Source organism: Candidatus Woesearchaeota archaeon, from assembly GCA_016180285.1.
In the GTDB taxonomy this organism is placed as follows: domain Archaea; phylum Nanobdellota; class Nanobdellia; order Woesearchaeales; family JACPBO01; genus JACPBO01.
The window spans coordinates 1-18,454 of sequence record JACPBO010000024.1 but is presented as its reverse complement, the minus strand read 5'-3'; the positions used below and the strand labels follow the sequence as shown (position 1 = coordinate 18,454).

Below are 18,454 nucleotides of genomic sequence, written 5' to 3'. Positions count from 1 at the left end.
GGGGACTATTCTAGATGCAAAAGAGATTGTGTTGATAGCATTTGGAGAAGAAAAGGCAAATATTGTGGAAAGGGCATTATATGGGCCGATAGACGAGCAATGCCCTGCATCATTTTTGAGAAAATCGCCCAATAAAGTGCGGCTTTGTTTAGACCATAGCTCTTCAAAATATATTTGACAGATAAAAAACAAGCTAAAAATGATCTGCAAACTAATGGAATTCAACGGAAAAGGGCATTATGTGGCGCTGGGCTATTGCCTGCCGAAAGATCAATACGAAGACATAGCTTCAATGCCCGGTGTTTTCAAAAAGAAGGAAGACGATAAGACTGCATTTTACATAAAAGAAAAAGACCTTGATAAAAGAATAAAGGAAAACTACAGGGGGCTTGCAAAGCTGCTGTTCAGGCTGAGCAGCCCTGATTGAGGCTTATTATTCCCTTTTTATTTTATAGAATACTCCATTTCTATTCTGAGCTCTGTCAACGAATAGGTGAACTCGCTTATCTTCCTTAAGTGATGCAGCAATCCTTCATCATTGTTCTTATTTTTTATAAGCGGCTCTGCAAACAAGTCAGCGCATTTGCCATAAATCTTTTTAACCTTTTCATGATCAAAATTGTAATACAAATCATGGTACATATTAAACTGTTCAGATATTGACATCATAAATTGCTTCATTCTCTTTAACTCTGCATCGTTAATGCTGTGTTTTCTGGCGTTGTAATAGTAATTGGAAATATGCTTGAACTCATCTGCAAGAAGCTCAAGGATAAACAAGGTTGTATAGATTATTTCTGCCTTTGACTGGCTTTTTGCCCTCATTTTATTCAGTATGCGGCAGCAAAAATCATGGAATCTGTCAATATTCATGTCCAAAATATGAACATCTGCGAATCTGTCAAAGTTTCTGGTTTCTATTATCCCAATTACATCATTGAACATCTGCTGAATAATAAAGAATACCCGGCGCATGGCATTTTCAAATTCCTTTGCGCTAGGCTCTTCCATCTCTTTTATAACGCAATGGTCTAAGCTGTGCTCAATAATCTCCATGCCAATAAACCTGTTTGTTATATCCTGGACCACTGCCAAGATTGTTTTTTCATACTTTTCTTTAGGCAAATAAGGGTCCCTTGCATATGGCGTTATAAAGCCAAAAGCATCTTCATATTTCTTGTTGCTCTGGAATTTCACAGTTATCTCATCATAACCTGCACGGTAAACTGCACAAAAATATTTCCAAAGTATTGGTGTGCTGAAGTCGTTGTCAATATTCAATACTACAGAAGAAAATTCCTGCTGGCATTGAGTGTTAATAAGCAGCCCGTTTTCAGTTTCGAGAAGGTCGATCTCGTCACCGGCTTTCAGGCCGCTATCCTGCGCCCATTTGCTAGGCAAAGTTATTGTCAGGGTGCTATGGCCTTGCTTTATTATTTTTCTTTTCATAATAATTATGTCTATGTAAATAGGGATATATATTTAAATGTTTCGCTATATTGAAAATTAAAAAAATATATGGTAATATATCTCAATAGTGAAAGATATGACTGCATATAATAAATATTGGCAAATTCTAAAAGTTTCGTGTTATTTATGCTTAAACAATAAGTTTAAGGAGGTCAAAAATGTTGGGCATTCAAACAGCAAGGCATGAAGGCAGAGAAGAAGGCATTTGCGCGATAATATACGGAGAAAAAGGCGCCTATACGGTGGAAGTTTATAGAATAAACAATGAAGTTGCTGCTGCAAACACAAAAGACATAAGAGCTGACTGCACTAATAAGTTCTATGGAGAAGATGCATTGCTCAAGGGAAGGAAGTGCATAGAAGATGTCTGCGGCGAATCGCCTGTCTCTGTGAATGAAGGCAACAGATTAGTGGTTGGAAATGGCTTTTCAGCAGCATGCGCTTCAAAAATTCTTGGAAAGTATGTGGAAGATTATTGCTGAATTAAAGAGAAAAATTAATAAAAGCGATGTAATCTCCGACAGTTGGGGCAGCATAATGAAAACACTCGGCATTTTAACAGGTGGAGGCGATACATCTGCTTTAAATGCTTTTTTATACAGCGCAGTAGAAGAAGCGGCAAAAAAAGGCTATCAGCTAATCGGTTTCCTTGAAGGATGGAAAGGCGTCAAAAACCGAAACTATAAACATCTAAGCCCAGGAATGATAGATCCTTATGTCGGCGGAACATTCATAAAAACAGAAAGAGAGAGGCTGAAAAAGAATGATGGGAGCCTTGAAAAAGGCGCAAAAAACATTTCTGAACTGGTTGATTGCTTTATTGCAATTGGAGGAGAGGACACATTAAGCATTGCAAAAGACATGATGCAGGGCTCATTGCTTAAAATCCCTTTTGTAATGGCTTCAAAAACCATCGACAATGATGTTGGTGGAAATGCCCCTGATGGGAATGTTGTTGATTATGAAAGCATTTTCAATTATTATACAAATGGCTTTGCAACTGCTGCATGCAGAAGCGCTGAGTTTTCTGCTGCATTAAGGACAACATCTCATGCGCACAGCAGAATAATGGTTGTAGAGTGCATGGGCAGGACTGCTGGATGGCTGGCTTTGGCATCTGGCTGCAATATCCTGCTTGAGAATAAGTTAAAAGAATTTCCGCAGCCTGACTTCATAATTATCCCAGAATTTCCCCTTGATTACGCGGATTTAAAAGAAAAGATAAAAGAAAAATACAATAAGCCGATTAAATCTGACAAAAACCTTGCTTACTTGAATGAAAAAAACATTGTTATTGTGATTTCAGAAGGAGCAAAGCATATCGGAAGTGAAAAGCCGATAAGCGAAGATGAGTCAAATATTGACGGCTTCGGCCATAAAAAGCTCGGCGGTGTTGCTGAGATAATTGCAAAAAGGCTGAAAGAAGATCTAAAACTAGAAGTCGAAACAGGAAATTTCAACGATGAAAAGCCTAATTACATTTACAGAAGCGGTCTGCCAACCGAGACTGATGTTAAAAATGCAATCGAAATCGGAAAAGCTTGTGTAAAGCTAATTGATAACGGAGCGACAAATAAGTTTGTTGCATTGCAAAGAAAAGATTCTAAGTTTGCTGCAGAAGCCTTCGATTTGAGAACCATCTTAGATGACGGGCTGTTGAAATTAGACGGGATGGGTAAAATTGTGCCGAGAACAGCTGATAAAAGGTTTTATGACCCAAAGACATATTCAATAACTGAAGCAGGATTAGAATATTTCAGGCCTATTTTAAATACTTGTTAGCCATCTCTTCCAGTGTAAGTCTTGTATCCACTTTGCCTGCCAATCCTGCTGAGCCGAACAATATTGCTAGATTTTTAACATGCTCCGCTATTCTATTTTTAACCAGCTCCATTACTTCTACAAACGCGCTGTCTTTTAGGCTTCTATAATCTTCCCTTAGCAATTCAGGATTTAGATCCATAACCGGCTGCAGATAGCTTCTTGGATCAGTTATTTCTGCCGGATTAACTGCTTTTCCATCTTTATCCCTTGCGGGAATTTCTCCGCTGAATATTTTTTTGACAAGATTCAGCGCATCTGACTTCTGCTCAACTCCAGGATTATCATGCAGATATTTCCTGAATACAGCAGTTATAGCTAATCTCAGATCTGTATCAATATTCACTTTTCTAATTCCGCTGGTAATAGCCTGCTTTATTATGTAATCTGGAACTCCACTTGTATTCTTTAACAAACCGCCATATTGGTTTATTTCTTCAACAATTTTCTGTGGAATGCTTGAGGAGCCATGGCTGACCAGGAAATGATCCAAATTCAGGTTATAGGCCTTTAGCCCAGCATAGCTATATGCAACTATTGATATATTCAATGCATCTGTCTTGCCTTTATTTGGGCCATGCGAAGTTCCATAAGCTATTGCCAAAGCATCTGCTTTGCTTCTGTCAAAGAATACAGGAACGAATTTAGGGTCTGCATATGTTGTTTTCTCATATGATATATGCTCTTCTACACCCTTTAACTTGCCGTACTCTGCTTCAACGCCAATGCCTTTCGTATGCGCATAATCTACGATCTTTCTAGTAACAGCCATATTATCAAGTTCGTCCAATTCAGAGGCATCAATCATCACAGAGCTGAAGCCCTTATTAATACAGTCAATTGCGCTTTTTTCATCGCCATGATCGAGATGCAGGCAAATCGGCAGAGTTATTTTCATATTCTCCATTGCCTTTAACACCATATATTGGATTTTATCTGCACCGCCTTGAAACTTGTTTGCGCCTTTGCTCGCCTGTATTACCCCCGGTGCTTCTGCCTTGCGCAAGCCTTCAAGAATGCCTTCTCCTTGTGCATAGAAATTAACATTAAATGCGCCGATTGCAGCCGGTCTGCCTATTAAAGAAGAAAATTCTGCAGCCATAAGCAACGGAACAAAAGAATACAACTGTAATTTTTCAGTCATTTTATTAACCCTGCAAATAGGGAAATGCAACAAACTTTAAAAACATTGCCATACTGATAATGGGAAGGTATATTGTAGAATATATTTATTTCTTCTTCTCTTCCTTCTTCGCTTCTGCCTTCGGAGCAGCCTCTTTTGCAGCCCCTGCAGCCGGCTTAGCTCCCGGAGCAGCTCCTGGCGCGCCTGGAGCTCCTGCGCCAACGCCTTCAACTGGCAGTAATTCATGTATGATGGCTTCTGGGATCTTTGCTTCGTGAAGCTTGGCCTTGATCTCTCCTCTTGGCTTGCCCGCCATGCTGTCAATAATTTGTTTTGCAAGCCTTTCAAACTCTGCCTTCCTCTTCTCAGCCTCTTCCTGCAGCCTCTTCCTTTCTTCTTCCAATGCCTTTAATTCTTCTGCTGACAGCTCTGTTTTTTCTGCTTTGATCTCTTCATTGAATTTGCCTTCATTGACCATTTTTATGGCTTCTTTTGCGCCAACGCCTTCAACAAGAATTCCTATTGAATTGCAGCTTCCTATGATTTCCTTTATTTTTTCTTTCAGGGTTTTTCCAAGAAGAGCATCTTCCTTCATCTTTGCAATCTTAATAATCTGCTCTATTCTCAAATCCGCTATCTTGTCCTGCAGCGGATTCCCGGAGCCCTTCTCCACACCAGCTTCTTTTTTGATTAAAGCAGAAGCAGGAGGAGTGCCCACAGTTATTGTATAAGTTTTATTGGAAGTGTCAACTTTAACTTTTACTGGAACCTGCATTGCCTTGAAAGCAGCAGTCTTTTTATTGATGTCAGCAACAACCTGGCCTATGTTCAATCCAGTCGGACCTAAAGCTGGGCCCAATGGCGGAGCAGCTGTTGCCTTGCCGCCTTCAACCAATACTTCGACTGTTTGTGTTGCCATATTGAGTTGGAATAAGGGTTTTATTTAAAAAGTTATTGAATTTTTTGTTTTCGTATGAAATATTTTTGACGCTTCAGGGTCAAGATAAACCCTTCCTCTTCTGCCGTCTGATTCTATAATCACTTCAAAATCGGAATATTTAAAAACTTCCTCTTGCTTATCTCCAGTCCAAGGAATGGTCCACTTTTCAGTTTTAGCTTTTAGGTGTGGCTCTATAATCTTGTAAAGTCCTGGTACACCTATAAAAATAAATTTATCTCTAGCTTCACCAAAACGAGGAATAACAGAATGACCATGTCTTAACACAGAACCCTCGTAAGGATTTAATAAGCCATTACAATTGTCATCCTCCCAAAACCATGCTTCAGCTGGCCTATTTGCATAATGCAAAGCAATTACTGGTTCTTGGAATCTAAAACCCCTTGTATGCTTTATAGCAGGTTGAACTATCTTCCCTTTTCTTTTAAAACTGCCATAAACAAATGGGGTTCTTGCTAATAACATATAGTCTTTTGGTAAAGGTTTTAATGATTTAATTTCTCTATTCTCTGCTAATCTTGGAACGGGTCTTAATTGCACACAATAAGTTTTTCTATCTTGTATTGGCAACTCAAAATTTACCGGATAACCCAAATATTCCTCTATTGCTCTCACTACATTATCTATTTTAATTATTTGCTCATAAGAGAATAAACTATATTTGCCCCTCACATTATGGAATTCTTTTCTTTTATTTCCTGAGTATGCTTTTTTAAGGCTATCTGAAAATCCATTTTTTATATAGATATGCCCTCCTTTATCTATACTGGTTAATTGTATTTTTGCTATATTTAAACCAAAAAAAGAACCACCAAACAAAGGGTCTGACAATATGCCATTTACCTCTATCACGGTTCTCTTTTCTTTATACTCAGGATAGCTGGAATAAATAATAGCAAACAAATCTTTTTCTTTATAAGTGCTAATGCTAATTGTTGGTTGTATTCCTAAAGCGAAGCTTACATTATCCAGTCCGTATTTTCCTTCTGAGTGATGCTTCATTAAATAAAAATTTATAAACATAGATAGAATGTAAGTAATTAAGTTATTGTGTTCTGGATTAAAACGCTGTTCAAAAAGAGGAACGCCGTCCATTGTTTTAAAAGTATCGTAATACCTGTCATCAACAAAATCCTCAATAGTAGTAGAAGACCTTAAGTGAAATTCCTTCCTAGCATCAGCGTCAGGAAATTTTTTTCTAGCCATTTCTTGAATTTCATAAAGAACATTCTTAATATCTGGAGAAGCTTGAATTAAAGCATTTGGTAATATTGTATACTCCTGACCAGGCTTATACCCATAAGAAATTCTCCATAATATATCAACATCATCTTCTGGATTGAGCACCCCTCCGCCAATTTTCCTTGTTTCCTCAGGAAGGCTCTTAAACCATTCAAATGGCTTTCCAAATTGCGTAAGCATTATTTTTTCAAATCTGTCATAGTAAGAAGTCTCTATCTCTAAATTTTCTGGCTGGTAGAAATCCTTGATTTCAGGTATTCTTGTTTCTAAATCTTTTTGTATTTTTGCAAATAACCTGTGTCCAGCATTTTTTCCACCAATTCTTCTGATTAAAGCTCCAAAATCTTCCCCTATTATTTCGCTTTCTCTTGGAAAATCGTGCCTTATCATTTTATAATGCCTAAAGAACCCCTTTTGGTTATAGGAAAATAAAGATTAATTTAAAAAGTTATTGAATTTCAAGATAAACCTTGCCTCTCCAACATCTCTAAGTCAGAAAGCTATTTCCGGTGATGGTAATTCGATTTTTTCATCTTTCTTTTTATTGTGAGATTTTACACTGGCAACGTAAATGACTTCTCCTTTAGAGTCAGGATATTTAGAATATTTATCATGTATTCTTTTTAATAACCGTTTTTCATTTTTATCATAGTCAATTGTTTCTCCGTTATATCTTGCTACAAATGTATCTTCCCCAAATTTATTTTTAATATTTTCCATGTCCTTATTAAAGCGTTTCTTTTCTATTTCCATTAAAATTGTTTCTAGTTGGTCTAACTTAACCCCAGCACCATGGCAATTTTGAATTTCATTTGCTGGTAATCTGTATAGAATAGTGTTTAACCAATTAGCCTCATTTCGAAAAAAAGTTTCGTACTCTTTTTTAGATGTTAGATCTGCCGCAATTGCATTAACCCCATTATTGGCTATTCCGACTAAAACATCTTTCATACCTATAGACGGCTGCATTTCACGTAAATAACCGATTCTCTGTCCTTTTTTTACAACCTCTACAGGGCTATAATATTGTCCCATTTTAATCTCCTTAAAATTAAAATGAATCGCTGCTATTTAAATCTTTCTAATTTTCACCACTCTTAAGTAAATTTAATTATTTTTTGTCGACTTTAGATAATTCCCATAAAATCTTGAAGTGCTCTTTAAAAGAGCGGGTAATGTCTTTATCATGGATCAAGATGGCCAAAGGCTTTTCTTTCATCCACAGCATTAAAGAAGTGTAATCCCCGAATAGGTAAATAGAAACCGGGCTTACATAAGTTTGCGGGAGATACCTGACTTCTGTTAATTGAAATTTTACTAATTCCTTTCCCCTTTTTATTGCTTGGGGCACAGGGTTCATTAAACATTTAAATCCAATCCCTAATTTTGCCCTTTTTGATTCCATTATATTGAGAAAATCATGGCTTACAACCTCTTCTGCTTTTCCGGAGCTACCGAGCAATAGCCATTCTTTTGGTTTTGTTCTGAACATAATGGTATAGATATTTTTCATTCCCTCAGGGCCGTCATAAACCTCTACAACTGGTTTTTTAATTAATGGCTTATGCAATGCCAAAAGTTCTGGCAGAATTAAATTCACCTTTGCTTCTTGTTCCTTCAGATAATCAATAACTTTGTTTGGGGAAGCTGCCCTGTAGTATCTTTTACCGTTCCTTACAACATAGCTTACCAGGCCTTTTTGAGCAAGTCTCTCAATCGTGTCATAAATATAAGTTCTGGAAATTCCTGTTTTCTTTGAGACCTCGCCTGCAAGAGCTTCTTCTAGCTGCAAAAGGCATAAATAAACATCTGTCTCATTTTTTGTCAATCCTATCTGCATTAAGTTATCTTTGTTGATCATAATTATCATCAGGCATATCCTCTATATAAATCTTTCGTATTAAAACTGACAACAAAGATTTAAATATTAGCTATATTATTATTACTACAGAATAATAAATACAACAGATGCTAAAATGGATGAACTATATAAAATATCGCTGAATAAACTGGAGTTAGGGAAGATCGGGGTACTTGAAAAAATAATAAAAAGTTTAGACATTTATATAGAGGGAGAATATGACTATCTTAATATTTGTCCTTTTGGAGACTTTGATTTTATAAATATAAACGGTATATTTGAAATCTTCCCAGTCAAAGGTACAATTGAAAACACAGAGCTGATTTATTTTGAAGACACTTACAGATCCAATGTTAAGGTTCTTGATTGCGGACCTAAAGGATGTTCATTAAGATCTAGTATTTACAAAGACTGTGTAATCCGCATATTTTATAAAAGACCGAGTAAAATAAAAGACCCAACAGAATGAAACAACAAAAAATCATTTACATCATGGAGCCTATAAAAGGATTGAAACATCCGTATAGTAATTTTGGTTATAGAAGTGACAAAATAAGTATGGCTGGGGGAAAAGCTGCTAAGGAAGGATTAGAGGGACTTATAGAAAAAGTACTTATAAGCAGGGGATATGCAGATTCATACACTATTACAAACAATAAGATTTTTGGCTTTCCTGGAGAATTTCCTGATATGGGTGCTTTATTAAAAGAAAGGTTTTTTGGTGACTCAACTTCTATGTCAATTGAAAAGGAGCTTGGAGAACTTTATTATTCTCATGAAATAACATGTGCAGAACACAGAAACCAAATAGGAAGCAGTTTAGAAAATTCAAGTATTAAAGAATTCTTAGATATTTATGAACAAATTTATAATGGGTTTGAGATTGAAGGAGGGACAACGAGAAAAAAACGAGAGAATGCTCTTGCAATAATTGAGAAAATGTCCTGCAAAAAAATAAAAAAATCCCTAAGAACTTTCTTTTTACCGCACGATCTCAATCGTGATCTATTTTACGCAATAAGCACTATTGCTGATGCAGAAGTTCTTATGAGTGATTTAGCAGAAATAGAAGATTTGCTAAAAAAAGGAAAACGAAAAGAAGCAATCTCTCAAGTTATGGGAGATGAAGAAAGTTCTCTTTCTATGCATTATGAAGAGCCAAGGCATTTAAACCCATTTCGTTATATCTGTGATCAGACAGATAGCTTTTGGATAGCAAGGCTTGTATGCCCGATTGAATTAAGCCAAAATGATGACAAGATAATGGTATATTTTCCTGCAAAGCGAATGAATGTAGCAATAGAAACAATTGAGGAACTCTTAGATAGGACGGATTGGAAAATACCATACTACTGTATAAAAAATAAAAATTTAAGATTAAACCATGCGAAAAAATAAAATTGAATGAGAGGCACATGAAATGTACACAAATAAAATAGAATATTGGTAATCAGAATGAGCAAATTAACAGTTATAAAAAAAGCGTTGGAAACAAATCCAGAAGTAGTGATAGTGAAAATTTTTAATGAAAATTATCTTCCTGGAAAAAATGTAGATTGCGAATATGTGGGTGATGATGTAATTATGTGTTGGAATCATTTAGTTGACTTCTGCGTAGCACCAAAAGATGGTTTGTACATAAAAGATGAACTTCAATCCTTTATGATGGGATTGATTCCCAAAAGCTTAAAGCCAACTTTTAAAGAGAATTTTCAGGCATATGGAGACAAACTGCATTTTGGAGAGTTATGTTTTGAGGAAGTTATCGGACAAGAAAAATCAACAAGAATTTGCAAAGTAACAGATGAAGAACTATTGAATTATAATGGATTCGTTAATGGACAACAAATAATTAAAAAAACCCTCATTTATCAAAGAAGGACACGTGTAAGAGTATTTCCAGATGAACTCGTTACTGGAGATGTTCTTGAAGATACTCTTCGTGGCGAATTAATAAAACCTTTTGGATATGGGGCAAGCTTAAGCTTTGGAGATTTGATGAAATATGTCCGCCCACCAGAAAAATATAGATTTAAAATAGAGAGAGTGGCTGGCATAGAATAAAATGCCTCTCCTATTCTAAGAAACATTGTCCTCAGACGGCTCTTCTTCAGATTCTTCTCCTGCTTCATACTTTGCTTCAGTCGCTTCTGATTCCCGCCTTATGACCTTTACAGCGTCCATCTTCACAGTTATAGGGATCGGGACAGCTGCTTCAAGCAGTTCAACAACAACTTCTTCTTTTGTTTTGTCTATTCTTGAAACCTTTGCCTGCTCCCTTTTAAATGGGCCTGAAATAATCTCAACAATATCATTTTTCTGAATATTCATCTCCCGCTTTACCTGCTCAAGCATGTGCTCAATTTCCTCGTATTTCACTTCCTTAGGCAGAATGCCTCTTGCATAGGTGATGTTAAGTGCAGCCTGCTCAGCATCAAGCTTTGTTGCTGCTTCAAGGAATATATAGCTTCTTAGCCCATGCGGCTTTATTATTGAATAAACCTCGAGCTTTCTCTTTGCAGCATTGTTTACAACAAAATCCATAACCTGGTCTTCCCTGTTTGCAGTTGTCCTTAATACAAATATTTTTGTTTCTTCTTTTGATTCTTCCATTTAGCCACCTTTTATCATGATCAAATAAAACATCTGGATTATAAAGCCAATAATGCCGATCACCAGCATCCCTATTCCCGAAACCTTGACTATTGTCTTGAACTCGTCTTTTGTGGGCTTCTTTGTAATGAGCAAAACCCTTCTGCATTCCTCAATAAATGCCTTAAATCTTGAAGTCAAAGAAGCAAAGTCCATCTTAATTAACAAACTCTATGCCGAGTTCTTCCTCAATTTCTTTTTTCCTTCTTTCGCCCATCTTTCTTTCCGGGCCGAATATCTGCGGTGATTTGACGCCTGTAACAATAAGCATTGCCCGTATTGTCTTGTCCAGGTCATCTGCAATCTGGGCTCCCCATATGATCCTTGCATCAGGGTCAATTCTTTCGGATATTGTCTCCACAACAACGCGCGCTTCATTAAGCGTCATATCAGGGCCGCCGCAAACATTGATCAATGCGCCGCTTGCCCCTGAAATATCAGCATCAAGCAGAGGATTGTTGATTGCCTTTTCAACAGCTTCAACTGCCCTGTTTTCAGAGTCTGACTCGCCTACGCCAATCAAGGCAACTCCGCCGTTTGTCATGACAGTCCTTATGTCAGCAAAGTCCAGATTTACCAATCCTGCTTTTGTTATAAGCTCTGCAATTCCTTTTACAGCATTTGTCAGGATCTCATCTGCAACCTTAAATGCGGTGTGCAAAGGCAGATCCGGAGCCAATTCAAGCAATTTATCATTAGGAATGACAATTAACGTATCAACAAGCTGCTCAAGCTTTTCCAGACCGATGATTGCATTTTCATATCGTGTTTTGCCTTCCATTGAAAACGGCAGTGTAACAACCCCGACTGTCAATGCTCCCATTTTTTTAGCAACATCAGCAATTACCGGAGCAGATCCTGTTCCTGTTCCCCCGCCCAAGCCGCACGTTATGAACACCATGTCAGCTCCTGCCAGTGATTCTTTTATATCGTGCTCATTTTCCCTTGCAGCCTCTTCCCCGACTTTTGGAATCGAGCCTGCTCCCATGCCGTGAGTCAGATCTTTGCCAATAAGTATCTTCCTGTCAGCAGTTGTGAACAATAAGTCCTGGGCATCTGTGTTGACAGCAATAGTTTCTGCCCCAACAACTCCAATTTCAGTTATCCTGTTTATTGTGTTGTTCCCGCCGCCGCCTGTGCCTACGACCTTTATTGTAGCTTTTTGCTTGGAAAGCATTTCCTCAAGCTCAGCATCCATGACATTCGCCTTGTGCTGCAGCTTGGCGCCTGGCGCTTTTGCTTTCACATGCTCATCATATTGATCCTGTATAAAATCAGCCAATTTTCCACCTCATATTAACTCTCAAATGATACTATTTTATTACTTGTTTATTAACTTTTTCTTTTTGCAGTTTTACGAATTCTATCTCTTTTATTTCAACAGTTTCCTTTAATTTTTTAGCAAGCTCTTCTTTTGCCTCATTTGGCAGTTCCTGCTCAAGCTCTATTATTGCTTTGCCTTCATTTAACTCTATTTTCGGCTCTTTAATGCCCAGCATTTTCAATAATGAAGCGAGCTGCTCTTTCTTGTCTGTAACCAGCCTGTTTACCTTCACATTGTATGCCAAATCCCTTCCTGATAACGGATGATTGAAATCGACAATTACCCTGCCGCCGGTGATTGTCCTTATTGTCCCGATAACATTGTCAATATTCACCTGCAATCCCACAAACGGCTGCATTCCCTGCTTCCTGAACATGCTTAACGGCACAAGCTTCATGAGCTTTGCATTCTTCTCTCCGAATGCCTCATTTGGCGCCAGGTTAATCACATAATTCTTTTCTGTTTCCTTGCCTTCCAGGGCCTTATCCAGCCCGGCAACTATCTGGCTTTCGCCAACGCAGATTGTGACAGGGCCATAGCTTATTTTTTCGTCATAGATCTTGTTTTCTTCTGCAACCTTTTTGTCAGTTGTGTCAAAAACTATGTTGTCGTCTTTCAGCTTCCCTGTGTATTCAATTTCAATGAAGTCTTTTTTGCTTATTTTCATTTTGGTTTTATTTCTTTAGTTATTCCTACTTTTTTAGCAATCAGTAGAAATTATATCATGGAAAATAAGGAAGGTATTTATAAATGTGTTGGTTTTTTGGTTTTATTTTTGACAAAATCAAGTATTTTATCGGCAACCTGATCAATTGTCAGGCTTGTTGTATTGATTATTAGGTTATAGTATTTTTTATCTGTGAAATCCTTTATGCCATAATGTTTTTCATATCTTCTGGTTGTTTCTTCCAGCCTGTGCTTAATCATCTTAAAAACTTCATCAACTGTATTTTTATGCTCCTCGCTTGGCCTTTGGTCTTTGAATATTCTTCTCGCTGCCTCGTGAAGGTCAACATCCAGAAAGATCTTGATGGAATTAGGTATAAAATAAAATGAAACCCAGCCATCTATGATGAAGTTGTCTTCTGCCAGGCCAAGTTCCTTTTGGTAATCATCAGCTTCTTTGTCTGTCCATTCCTCATTTTCACCGACCTTATTCAGCTCATCTATAGTTAAGCCGTGTTTTTTGGCTATTTCTCTTCTGAGATCCCCGACAGAATAATGTTTTAACTTTAATTTCTTTGCAATCAGCTTCCCAGCAGTGCTTTTCCCGGATCCGGGCTTGCCTGAGATTGTGATGATCATTGAGAAATTAATAAAGAGGTTGTATTTATACTTTTTCAATAACATTAATTCAAAAAAAGATCAATTGTTTTCCTATAAGCATCAACGCCCTTAGCTGCATTATTTTTAGTTGCCTGCCTGATGTCCAGGCCGCAAATATCAAGCGCTATAACATCGTTATTTTGCTTCACAACAGACATCACAGCTAAAACTTCTCCTAGTGTCGGGCCTTCATAGAAATCATACATGCCGTATGTCTCTTCTTCTATATTTCTTTCATTCCTTTTGAATTCTTCAGAGCAGAAACCGCAGCCTTTTAACACATCTAGATCTAAAGAGGCATGTAATATCTCTCCTTTTATTTCGTTTAAATAGCCCAATTTTTGTTCAAAGCGAACCTTCCCTGCTTCAGCCTGTTCCCTTGCAAATACAGATAACTCCCCGTAATACCTGTCTTTATAACCCGACATATAGAGGTTTTTTAATTTCTTGATGGACTCTACTGAATAACGCACATGAGAGGCTGAGTCTATAACTTCTTTTCTTTTTATATCGTGATGCGCATCAATAACTATTTTAGAAAACTCACATTTGATAGCTTTGGAGACCTTGTGGCTCATTTGATGCTCATAACCATCGCCGCAAACCAGAATTATCCTCTGATTCTTGATAAGAGCCGGGTTAAATAATTTTATTGGAAATCCCAATAGTTTTGCGATTTCTTTTGACTCCTCTGTTCCACTTACATAAACTCCGCAGCCCCTATGCATATCTTTTGTTTCTTCTAAGCCATATTTAAATCTTTCCATCTTCATTATTTTTAAGTGATAAAATAGTTCACGAAGAGAACTCCAGAATATTAAAATGCAATAAACTGATTTTCAGTAAGCTCGACAACCCTTCTGAAATCTTCAAAGTTCACTATCCTTTGCTGGTCTTCTTTTTTACGCCAAGAGCATACCTCATAAAGACAGGGGCCTGGCATCGGTTTTTTAGTGTAATCTGTGTCTGGAGGAACCCATCTGATAATCTCTGAGCGCTTATGCGCGTCATCGTAATCTTTTTTATAACGATCTAGATGCTCTTTTTGGCTTTCATGCGCTTCTTTTTGCTTTCCCTTCCTGGAGAGCTCCTCTTCTGTCAGTTCTATTCTTCCATCAGCCATGCCTATATTTTTGTCATCAGGATAATCGTTGTATTTTTTTGGGCATAATTCTCCAATAATTACTCTAAACCGAAATTCAGTTATTCTTCCTTCACGGATATGCTCGCTTATGACGAGCGCATCTTCTATAGAAAGGTTGTCAGCGCCAGCAAGATAGATTTGAGGGTACTCATAGATTGCGCACTTTCCTGCCAGATGGTTTTTTTTAACAGATGCTGCTGCAAGATAGTGGACAAGATCATGGATAAAATGGCCTCCGCTGAAATCAGGAACCAGCAGACGATCGTATGCTTCCAATCCTTGGCTTATACTTGCTGCTGCTTCCTCAATCAGGCCCAATAGCCCCTCATTATCGCCTTTAAGAACAGCGTCATAAATCTTTTTTTCCTCCAACATGCTGTTTAATGGTTTCTCGTAGCCTATCATTGAAAGGCTTTTTTCAAGCTCTTTGATCCTTATATCTCCGGAAACCTTTTGGTTGCCGTCTGTTAAACAGGCAAAATCAATATTTGAGCCTGTGCTGATTAGCCTTTGCAGTAATCCTGAGATCAGTATTTCATCATCCGGATGGGCAGTCAATATCCTATACGCATGTTCTGATTTGATAAATTTGCCTGACATTTTCATGATGGAATTTTATGCCAGCATTTAAAACTTTCTGCAAACTGCCTGAAAGGAAACTTAATAGCAAACTATTTAAAATTACAAATATTCCTTTTTCTTTATGAAGCAGTCCTTATTGGAAAAAATAAGCATCTATCTTCTTAAAGCAGGCTATACGCTGAAATCCCTGACCAGAACCTGCTTTGACATTGTGGCAAGGAAGGAAAGCCAGATCTTATTGATAAAAGTTCTTGAAGACGCGAATTCAATTTCAGGGGAATACGCAAGGGAAATGCAGAGGATAAGCAGCTATATCGGGGGAAGCCCGGCTGTAATAGCGGAGAAAGCAGCTGTTAAATTAGAGGACAATGTTGTTTATTCAAGATTTGGGATCCATACGCTTAATTACAACACCTTCTGCAGCTGCATCGGCAACAGGATGCCATTCATTATGCGCGACAGGGCGGGATTGAAGGCAAAAATAGCTCCCGATATTCTGAAAGAAAAGATAGAGGAAAAAGGATTTTCACTGTCTGCTCTGGCAAAAAAGCTCGGAGTCAGCAGAAAGATGATACAGAGATATGAGGAAGGAAAGGCAGATATTACAATAAACAAAGCGCGCCGCATGTATGATGCTCTTGGCCCGAGCGTCTTTGAAAAAATAAACATTTTTTCTGTTGCAGATATTTCTCAGGCAGCAGAGGGAAAAACAGATGTAACAAAAAAATACAGCGATCTTGGCTTCGAGGCAGCTGAAACAAAGAAAGCCCCCTTCGATGTCATAGCAAAAAAAGAGAAGGAGATCATCCTTACTGAAATCGGGGATAAAACAAGCCCCCAGTTAAAGCCGCTGTCAAAGCTGATAGATGCTGATAAGCTTGTTATTTTCAAAAGCAAAAAGCCAAAGGAAAAAGACATTCCTGCATTGACAAAAAAGGAATTCATGGAATTTGAGAAGGCTAAGGAATTGGTTAAGTTTCTGAAGGAATTTGAATAAAAGTTTCTAATTATACTTTAGAAACAACAAGCATCACAGTGTAATCTGAAAGCTCTATTTTTTGAGCAACCTTCTGGCTAGGATTGACTTCTAGTAATTTGATCGAATACCCGTCAAAAGCCTTAACTGCCAGTTCTTCATGGGCTGCCCTGCTAGTTAAGCTGAAATTGCCCAGATTTTGATCGTTCTTCAAAATATTAACTATAATCGTTGCCTGACCTTCCCAAGCACAAGCAACATAATTGTCAGAAGGACACCTTGAATCCTCAGTTACATCTAAAAATTTTATTTCAATAATGTCATTAGTTTTATTGGATGTTATAAAAGCAGTTTCGTTGATTTTAAGCTCAAACTTATAATCTAGAGTTGTATTAACAAACACTTCTTCTTGAGCTGGTTTTTGTTCAGGCGTTATAGCGCAGCCGCTGATTATGATTATTCCCATTAGTGCGATAATTACAAAAATAAAGTAAATTTGCTTCATAACATTATGTAAGCGGGCTTATTTAAATACCTGTCGATGACTTTCAATTCATTTGAAGCAATAACTTATTTCTTTATCAAAGAAACATACTCCAGTCTTTCTATATCAGACCCATATATTGCGTTGGTCTGGGGATCTCTAAAGCCCTTTGCTTTAACCTGATCGCCTTTCTTGAGTTTTTCATATAAATCATAAATAATTGCAATATCGTGCTTGTACTTGCCATCTCCAAAGCCCAAAGACAGGCTATATGCTAAGAAATCTACCGGCGTATCTGATGAATCAATTCTCAACTCCAAATTCCTTCCTTTAAGCTCGCTTGAAACTACCTTTCCCTCAATTGTCACGGGATTCTTCAGTATTTTGCCATTGCGCATTTCTTTGGCTACAATACTGCATATAGCTAAAACAACTGCGCCGGTAAGGATCAGATAAGATATGCCTGCTCCAAAAACTCTTCCAAAATTTCTTTTCATATTATGGTGAAATGCGCATTGATTTATAAATCTTTAACATGATTCATGGTAAGGCTTTTAAATCAAAAGATATTTTACTCATAAAAATGTCGGAATTTTCCATCCAGTCTTTGACTGGTGGCGGAAAGCCAACCTTTTATATGTGGAAAATTCTGAGCATGCTCAAAAACCATTATATGCATAGGATGGCTAATAATGGCTTACAGTCCATCATGCCACCCATCTATAATGGATGGTTTTTGACAGGTTCTTTAGGTTGATTTCAGAGGTTTAAGGATGATAGCTGAGAAAGAAACATTGAATGGAAAATTAGTTGTAAATATTGGCAGTTATAATATTCCTTTAAAAAAAGGAACTTTATTTTACCCTTGCCACCCACCAGATAAGGATGAAGTGATTTCTTATTTTGAAAGGAATATATTGCCCATTTTAGAAGATTTCCACAGGAATGAATTTATAAAAAAAGAAAGAATCAGGGATTATATTGAAAGGTTTGCCAATATGCCGCTATCTGTTAAGATCACCAGAAGGGTTAGCAACTCATATCATGATCTTTCATATTTTTTAAATGAATTTAAACAAGCAGCGCCTGCAGTCCTGAAAGAAAAACTTGTCATTCTTGAAAATAATTTTAAAGTGTTAGGTATAAGAAAGACCGTGACTGTAACAGATTTCATATCATACACTAGGGACATATGGGAGAGAGTCAAATAATGGTGAATGCCGCAGCAAATGGCGCAAATATTTATCTGGGCATGTTGTAAATATCGGCGATTATGATCTTTGCATACAAAAAGACTCAAACCTTTCTTTTAGTTCTTGCAATGCTTTGTAACTGGCCCGTATTCTTTGTTGTGTTTCTTCTTCTGCTCCATATTTATAGAAATCACGTGGAGTGACCCTTTGATTGATTTCATCTAATACATATAAAACCCTTCCTTCAAAAGTTTTTGATCCTAGTATATTGTACATTATTGTCGGATAAAGAAGCTCA

The 18,454-nt window shown here is 37.3% G+C and carries 25 protein-coding genes; 9 read left to right on the top strand and 16 right to left on the bottom strand.

What is annotated here, in order from left to right; genetic code table 11:
• Positions 1 to 178: hypothetical protein (locus tag HYU07_05365; protein ID MBI2129643.1), on the top strand; the 178-nt coding region annotated here is incomplete at its 5' end.
• Between the two features lie 21 nt (positions 179 to 199).
• Positions 200 to 427, top strand: coding sequence for a hypothetical protein (locus HYU07_05360; protein ID MBI2129642.1), 228 nt, complete (start codon positions 200 to 202; stop codon positions 425 to 427).
• 17 nt (positions 428 to 444) lie between these two features.
• Here HYU07_05360 and HYU07_05355 read toward each other — a convergent pair whose 3' ends face one another.
• Positions 445 to 1,449, bottom strand: a complete 1,005-nt coding sequence (locus HYU07_05355) for a phosphate uptake regulator PhoU (GenBank protein ID MBI2129641.1) — start codon at positions 1,447 to 1,449, stop codon at positions 445 to 447.
• Positions 1,450 to 1,628: 179 nt separating this feature from the next.
• Between HYU07_05355 and HYU07_05350 the strand changes: the two genes are divergently transcribed.
• Complete coding sequence (locus HYU07_05350) at positions 1,629 to 1,952, top strand: hypothetical protein (GenBank protein MBI2129640.1); 324 nt, start codon at positions 1,629 to 1,631, stop codon at positions 1,950 to 1,952.
• On the top strand, positions 1,891 to 3,252 hold the full coding sequence (locus HYU07_05345; GenBank protein ID MBI2129639.1) for a 6-phosphofructokinase: 1,362 nt from the start codon (positions 1,891 to 1,893) through the stop codon (positions 3,250 to 3,252). The genes HYU07_05350 and HYU07_05345 overlap by 62 nt, the downstream gene beginning before the upstream one ends.
• Here the strand turns inward: HYU07_05345 and HYU07_05340 are convergent.
• The 5 genes from HYU07_05340 to HYU07_05320 form a co-directional block, all read right to left on the bottom strand.
• Positions 3,233 to 4,435: a class II fructose-bisphosphate aldolase gene (locus tag HYU07_05340; GenBank protein ID MBI2129638.1), complete on the bottom strand. Its 1,203-nt coding sequence runs from the start codon at positions 4,433 to 4,435 to the stop codon at positions 3,233 to 3,235. The two genes, HYU07_05345 and HYU07_05340, sit on opposite strands and share 20 nt — an antisense overlap.
• Before the next feature lie 85 nt (positions 4,436 to 4,520).
• A complete protein-coding gene (locus HYU07_05335; protein ID MBI2129637.1) occupies positions 4,521 to 5,333 on the bottom strand; it encodes a 50S ribosomal protein L11 in 813 nt (270 codons plus the stop codon).
• 24 nt (positions 5,334 to 5,357) lie between these two features.
• The gene (locus tag HYU07_05330) at positions 5,358 to 7,004 is read right to left on the bottom strand and encodes a hypothetical protein (protein ID MBI2129636.1); all 1,647 of its coding nucleotides are present in this window, start codon (positions 7,002 to 7,004) and stop codon (positions 5,358 to 5,360) included.
• A 102-nt stretch (positions 7,005 to 7,106) separates the two neighbouring features.
• The gene (locus tag HYU07_05325) at positions 7,107 to 7,649 is read right to left on the bottom strand and encodes a hypothetical protein (protein MBI2129635.1); all 543 of its coding nucleotides are present in this window, start codon (positions 7,647 to 7,649) and stop codon (positions 7,107 to 7,109) included.
• A 76-nt stretch (positions 7,650 to 7,725) separates the two neighbouring features.
• The gene (locus HYU07_05320; GenBank protein ID MBI2129634.1) at positions 7,726 to 8,475 is read right to left on the bottom strand and encodes a helix-turn-helix domain-containing protein; all 750 of its coding nucleotides are present in this window, start codon (positions 8,473 to 8,475) and stop codon (positions 7,726 to 7,728) included.
• 115 nt (positions 8,476 to 8,590) lie between these two features.
• On the opposite strand from HYU07_05320, the gene HYU07_05315 reads away from it, so the two are divergent.
• Genes HYU07_05315 through HYU07_05305 form a run of 3 tightly spaced genes read left to right on the top strand, consistent with a single transcriptional unit; the run spans position 8,591 to position 10,539 of the window.
• Positions 8,591 to 8,944 carry a hypothetical protein gene (locus HYU07_05315; protein MBI2129633.1) on the top strand — a complete coding sequence of 118 codons (354 nt, stop codon included), beginning with the start codon at positions 8,591 to 8,593 and terminating at the stop codon, positions 8,942 to 8,944.
• Entirely contained in the window at positions 8,941 to 9,873 is a 933-nt protein-coding gene (locus HYU07_05310) for a hypothetical protein (GenBank protein MBI2129632.1), read from the top strand. Before HYU07_05315 ends, HYU07_05310 begins: the two co-directional genes overlap by 4 nt.
• Positions 9,874 to 9,930: 57 nt before the next feature.
• Positions 9,931 to 10,539, top strand: a complete 609-nt coding sequence (locus tag HYU07_05305; protein ID MBI2129631.1) for a hypothetical protein — start codon at positions 9,931 to 9,933, stop codon at positions 10,537 to 10,539.
• Positions 10,540 to 10,554: 15 nt separating this feature from the next.
• Here HYU07_05305 and HYU07_05300 read toward each other — a convergent pair whose 3' ends face one another.
• From HYU07_05300 to HYU07_05270, 7 genes are all read right to left on the bottom strand, one after another.
• Positions 10,555 to 11,088, bottom strand: coding sequence for a transcription elongation factor Spt5 (locus tag HYU07_05300; protein ID MBI2129630.1), 534 nt, complete (start codon positions 11,086 to 11,088; stop codon positions 10,555 to 10,557).
• Positions 11,089 to 11,283 (bottom strand): protein translocase SEC61 complex subunit gamma, encoded by a 195-nt coding sequence (locus HYU07_05295; GenBank protein MBI2129629.1) that lies wholly within the window; start codon positions 11,281 to 11,283, stop codon positions 11,089 to 11,091.
• Between the two features lies 1 nt (position 11,284).
• Positions 11,285 to 12,325 carry a cell division protein FtsZ gene (gene ftsZ / locus HYU07_05290; GenBank protein MBI2129628.1) on the bottom strand — a complete coding sequence of 347 codons (1,041 nt, stop codon included), beginning with the start codon at positions 12,323 to 12,325 and terminating at the stop codon, positions 11,285 to 11,287.
• A gap of 115 nt (positions 12,326 to 12,440) precedes the next feature.
• The gene (locus tag HYU07_05285) at positions 12,441 to 13,118 is read right to left on the bottom strand and encodes an FKBP-type peptidyl-prolyl cis-trans isomerase (protein ID MBI2129627.1); all 678 of its coding nucleotides are present in this window, start codon (positions 13,116 to 13,118) and stop codon (positions 12,441 to 12,443) included.
• A gap of 77 nt (positions 13,119 to 13,195) precedes the next feature.
• Entirely contained in the window at positions 13,196 to 13,756 is a 561-nt protein-coding gene (locus HYU07_05280; protein MBI2129626.1) for a cytidylate kinase family protein, read from the bottom strand.
• Positions 13,757 to 13,800: 44 nt separating this feature from the next.
• Entirely contained in the window at positions 13,801 to 14,544 is a 744-nt protein-coding gene (locus HYU07_05275) for a hypothetical protein (protein ID MBI2129625.1), read from the bottom strand.
• A gap of 50 nt (positions 14,545 to 14,594) precedes the next feature.
• Positions 14,595 to 15,521, bottom strand: coding sequence for a PIG-L family deacetylase (locus HYU07_05270; GenBank protein MBI2129624.1), 927 nt, complete (start codon positions 15,519 to 15,521; stop codon positions 14,595 to 14,597).
• Between the two features lie 103 nt (positions 15,522 to 15,624).
• On the opposite strand from HYU07_05270, the gene HYU07_05265 reads away from it, so the two are divergent.
• Positions 15,625 to 16,500, top strand: a complete 876-nt coding sequence (locus HYU07_05265) for a helix-turn-helix domain-containing protein (GenBank protein MBI2129623.1) — start codon at positions 15,625 to 15,627, stop codon at positions 16,498 to 16,500.
• A 10-nt stretch (positions 16,501 to 16,510) separates the two neighbouring features.
• Here the strand turns inward: HYU07_05265 and HYU07_05260 are convergent, their stop codons facing one another.
• Both HYU07_05260 and HYU07_05255 read right to left on the bottom strand, forming a co-directional pair.
• Positions 16,511 to 16,984 (bottom strand): hypothetical protein, encoded by a 474-nt coding sequence (locus HYU07_05260; protein ID MBI2129622.1) that lies wholly within the window; start codon positions 16,982 to 16,984, stop codon positions 16,511 to 16,513.
• A 65-nt stretch (positions 16,985 to 17,049) separates the two neighbouring features.
• Positions 17,050 to 17,460, bottom strand: coding sequence for a hypothetical protein (locus HYU07_05255; GenBank protein MBI2129621.1), 411 nt, complete (start codon positions 17,458 to 17,460; stop codon positions 17,050 to 17,052).
• 276 nt (positions 17,461 to 17,736) lie between these two features.
• On the opposite strand from HYU07_05255, the gene HYU07_05250 reads away from it, so the two are divergent.
• On the top strand, positions 17,737 to 18,174 hold the full coding sequence (locus HYU07_05250) for a hypothetical protein (GenBank protein ID MBI2129620.1): 438 nt from the start codon (positions 17,737 to 17,739) through the stop codon (positions 18,172 to 18,174).
• Positions 18,175 to 18,234: 60 nt separating this feature from the next.
• On the opposite strand, the gene HYU07_05245 is transcribed toward HYU07_05250, so the two are convergent.
• Positions 18,235 to 18,454, bottom strand: a 220-nt coding sequence (locus HYU07_05245) for a hypothetical protein (protein ID MBI2129619.1), incomplete at its 5' end; no start/stop codon positions are given.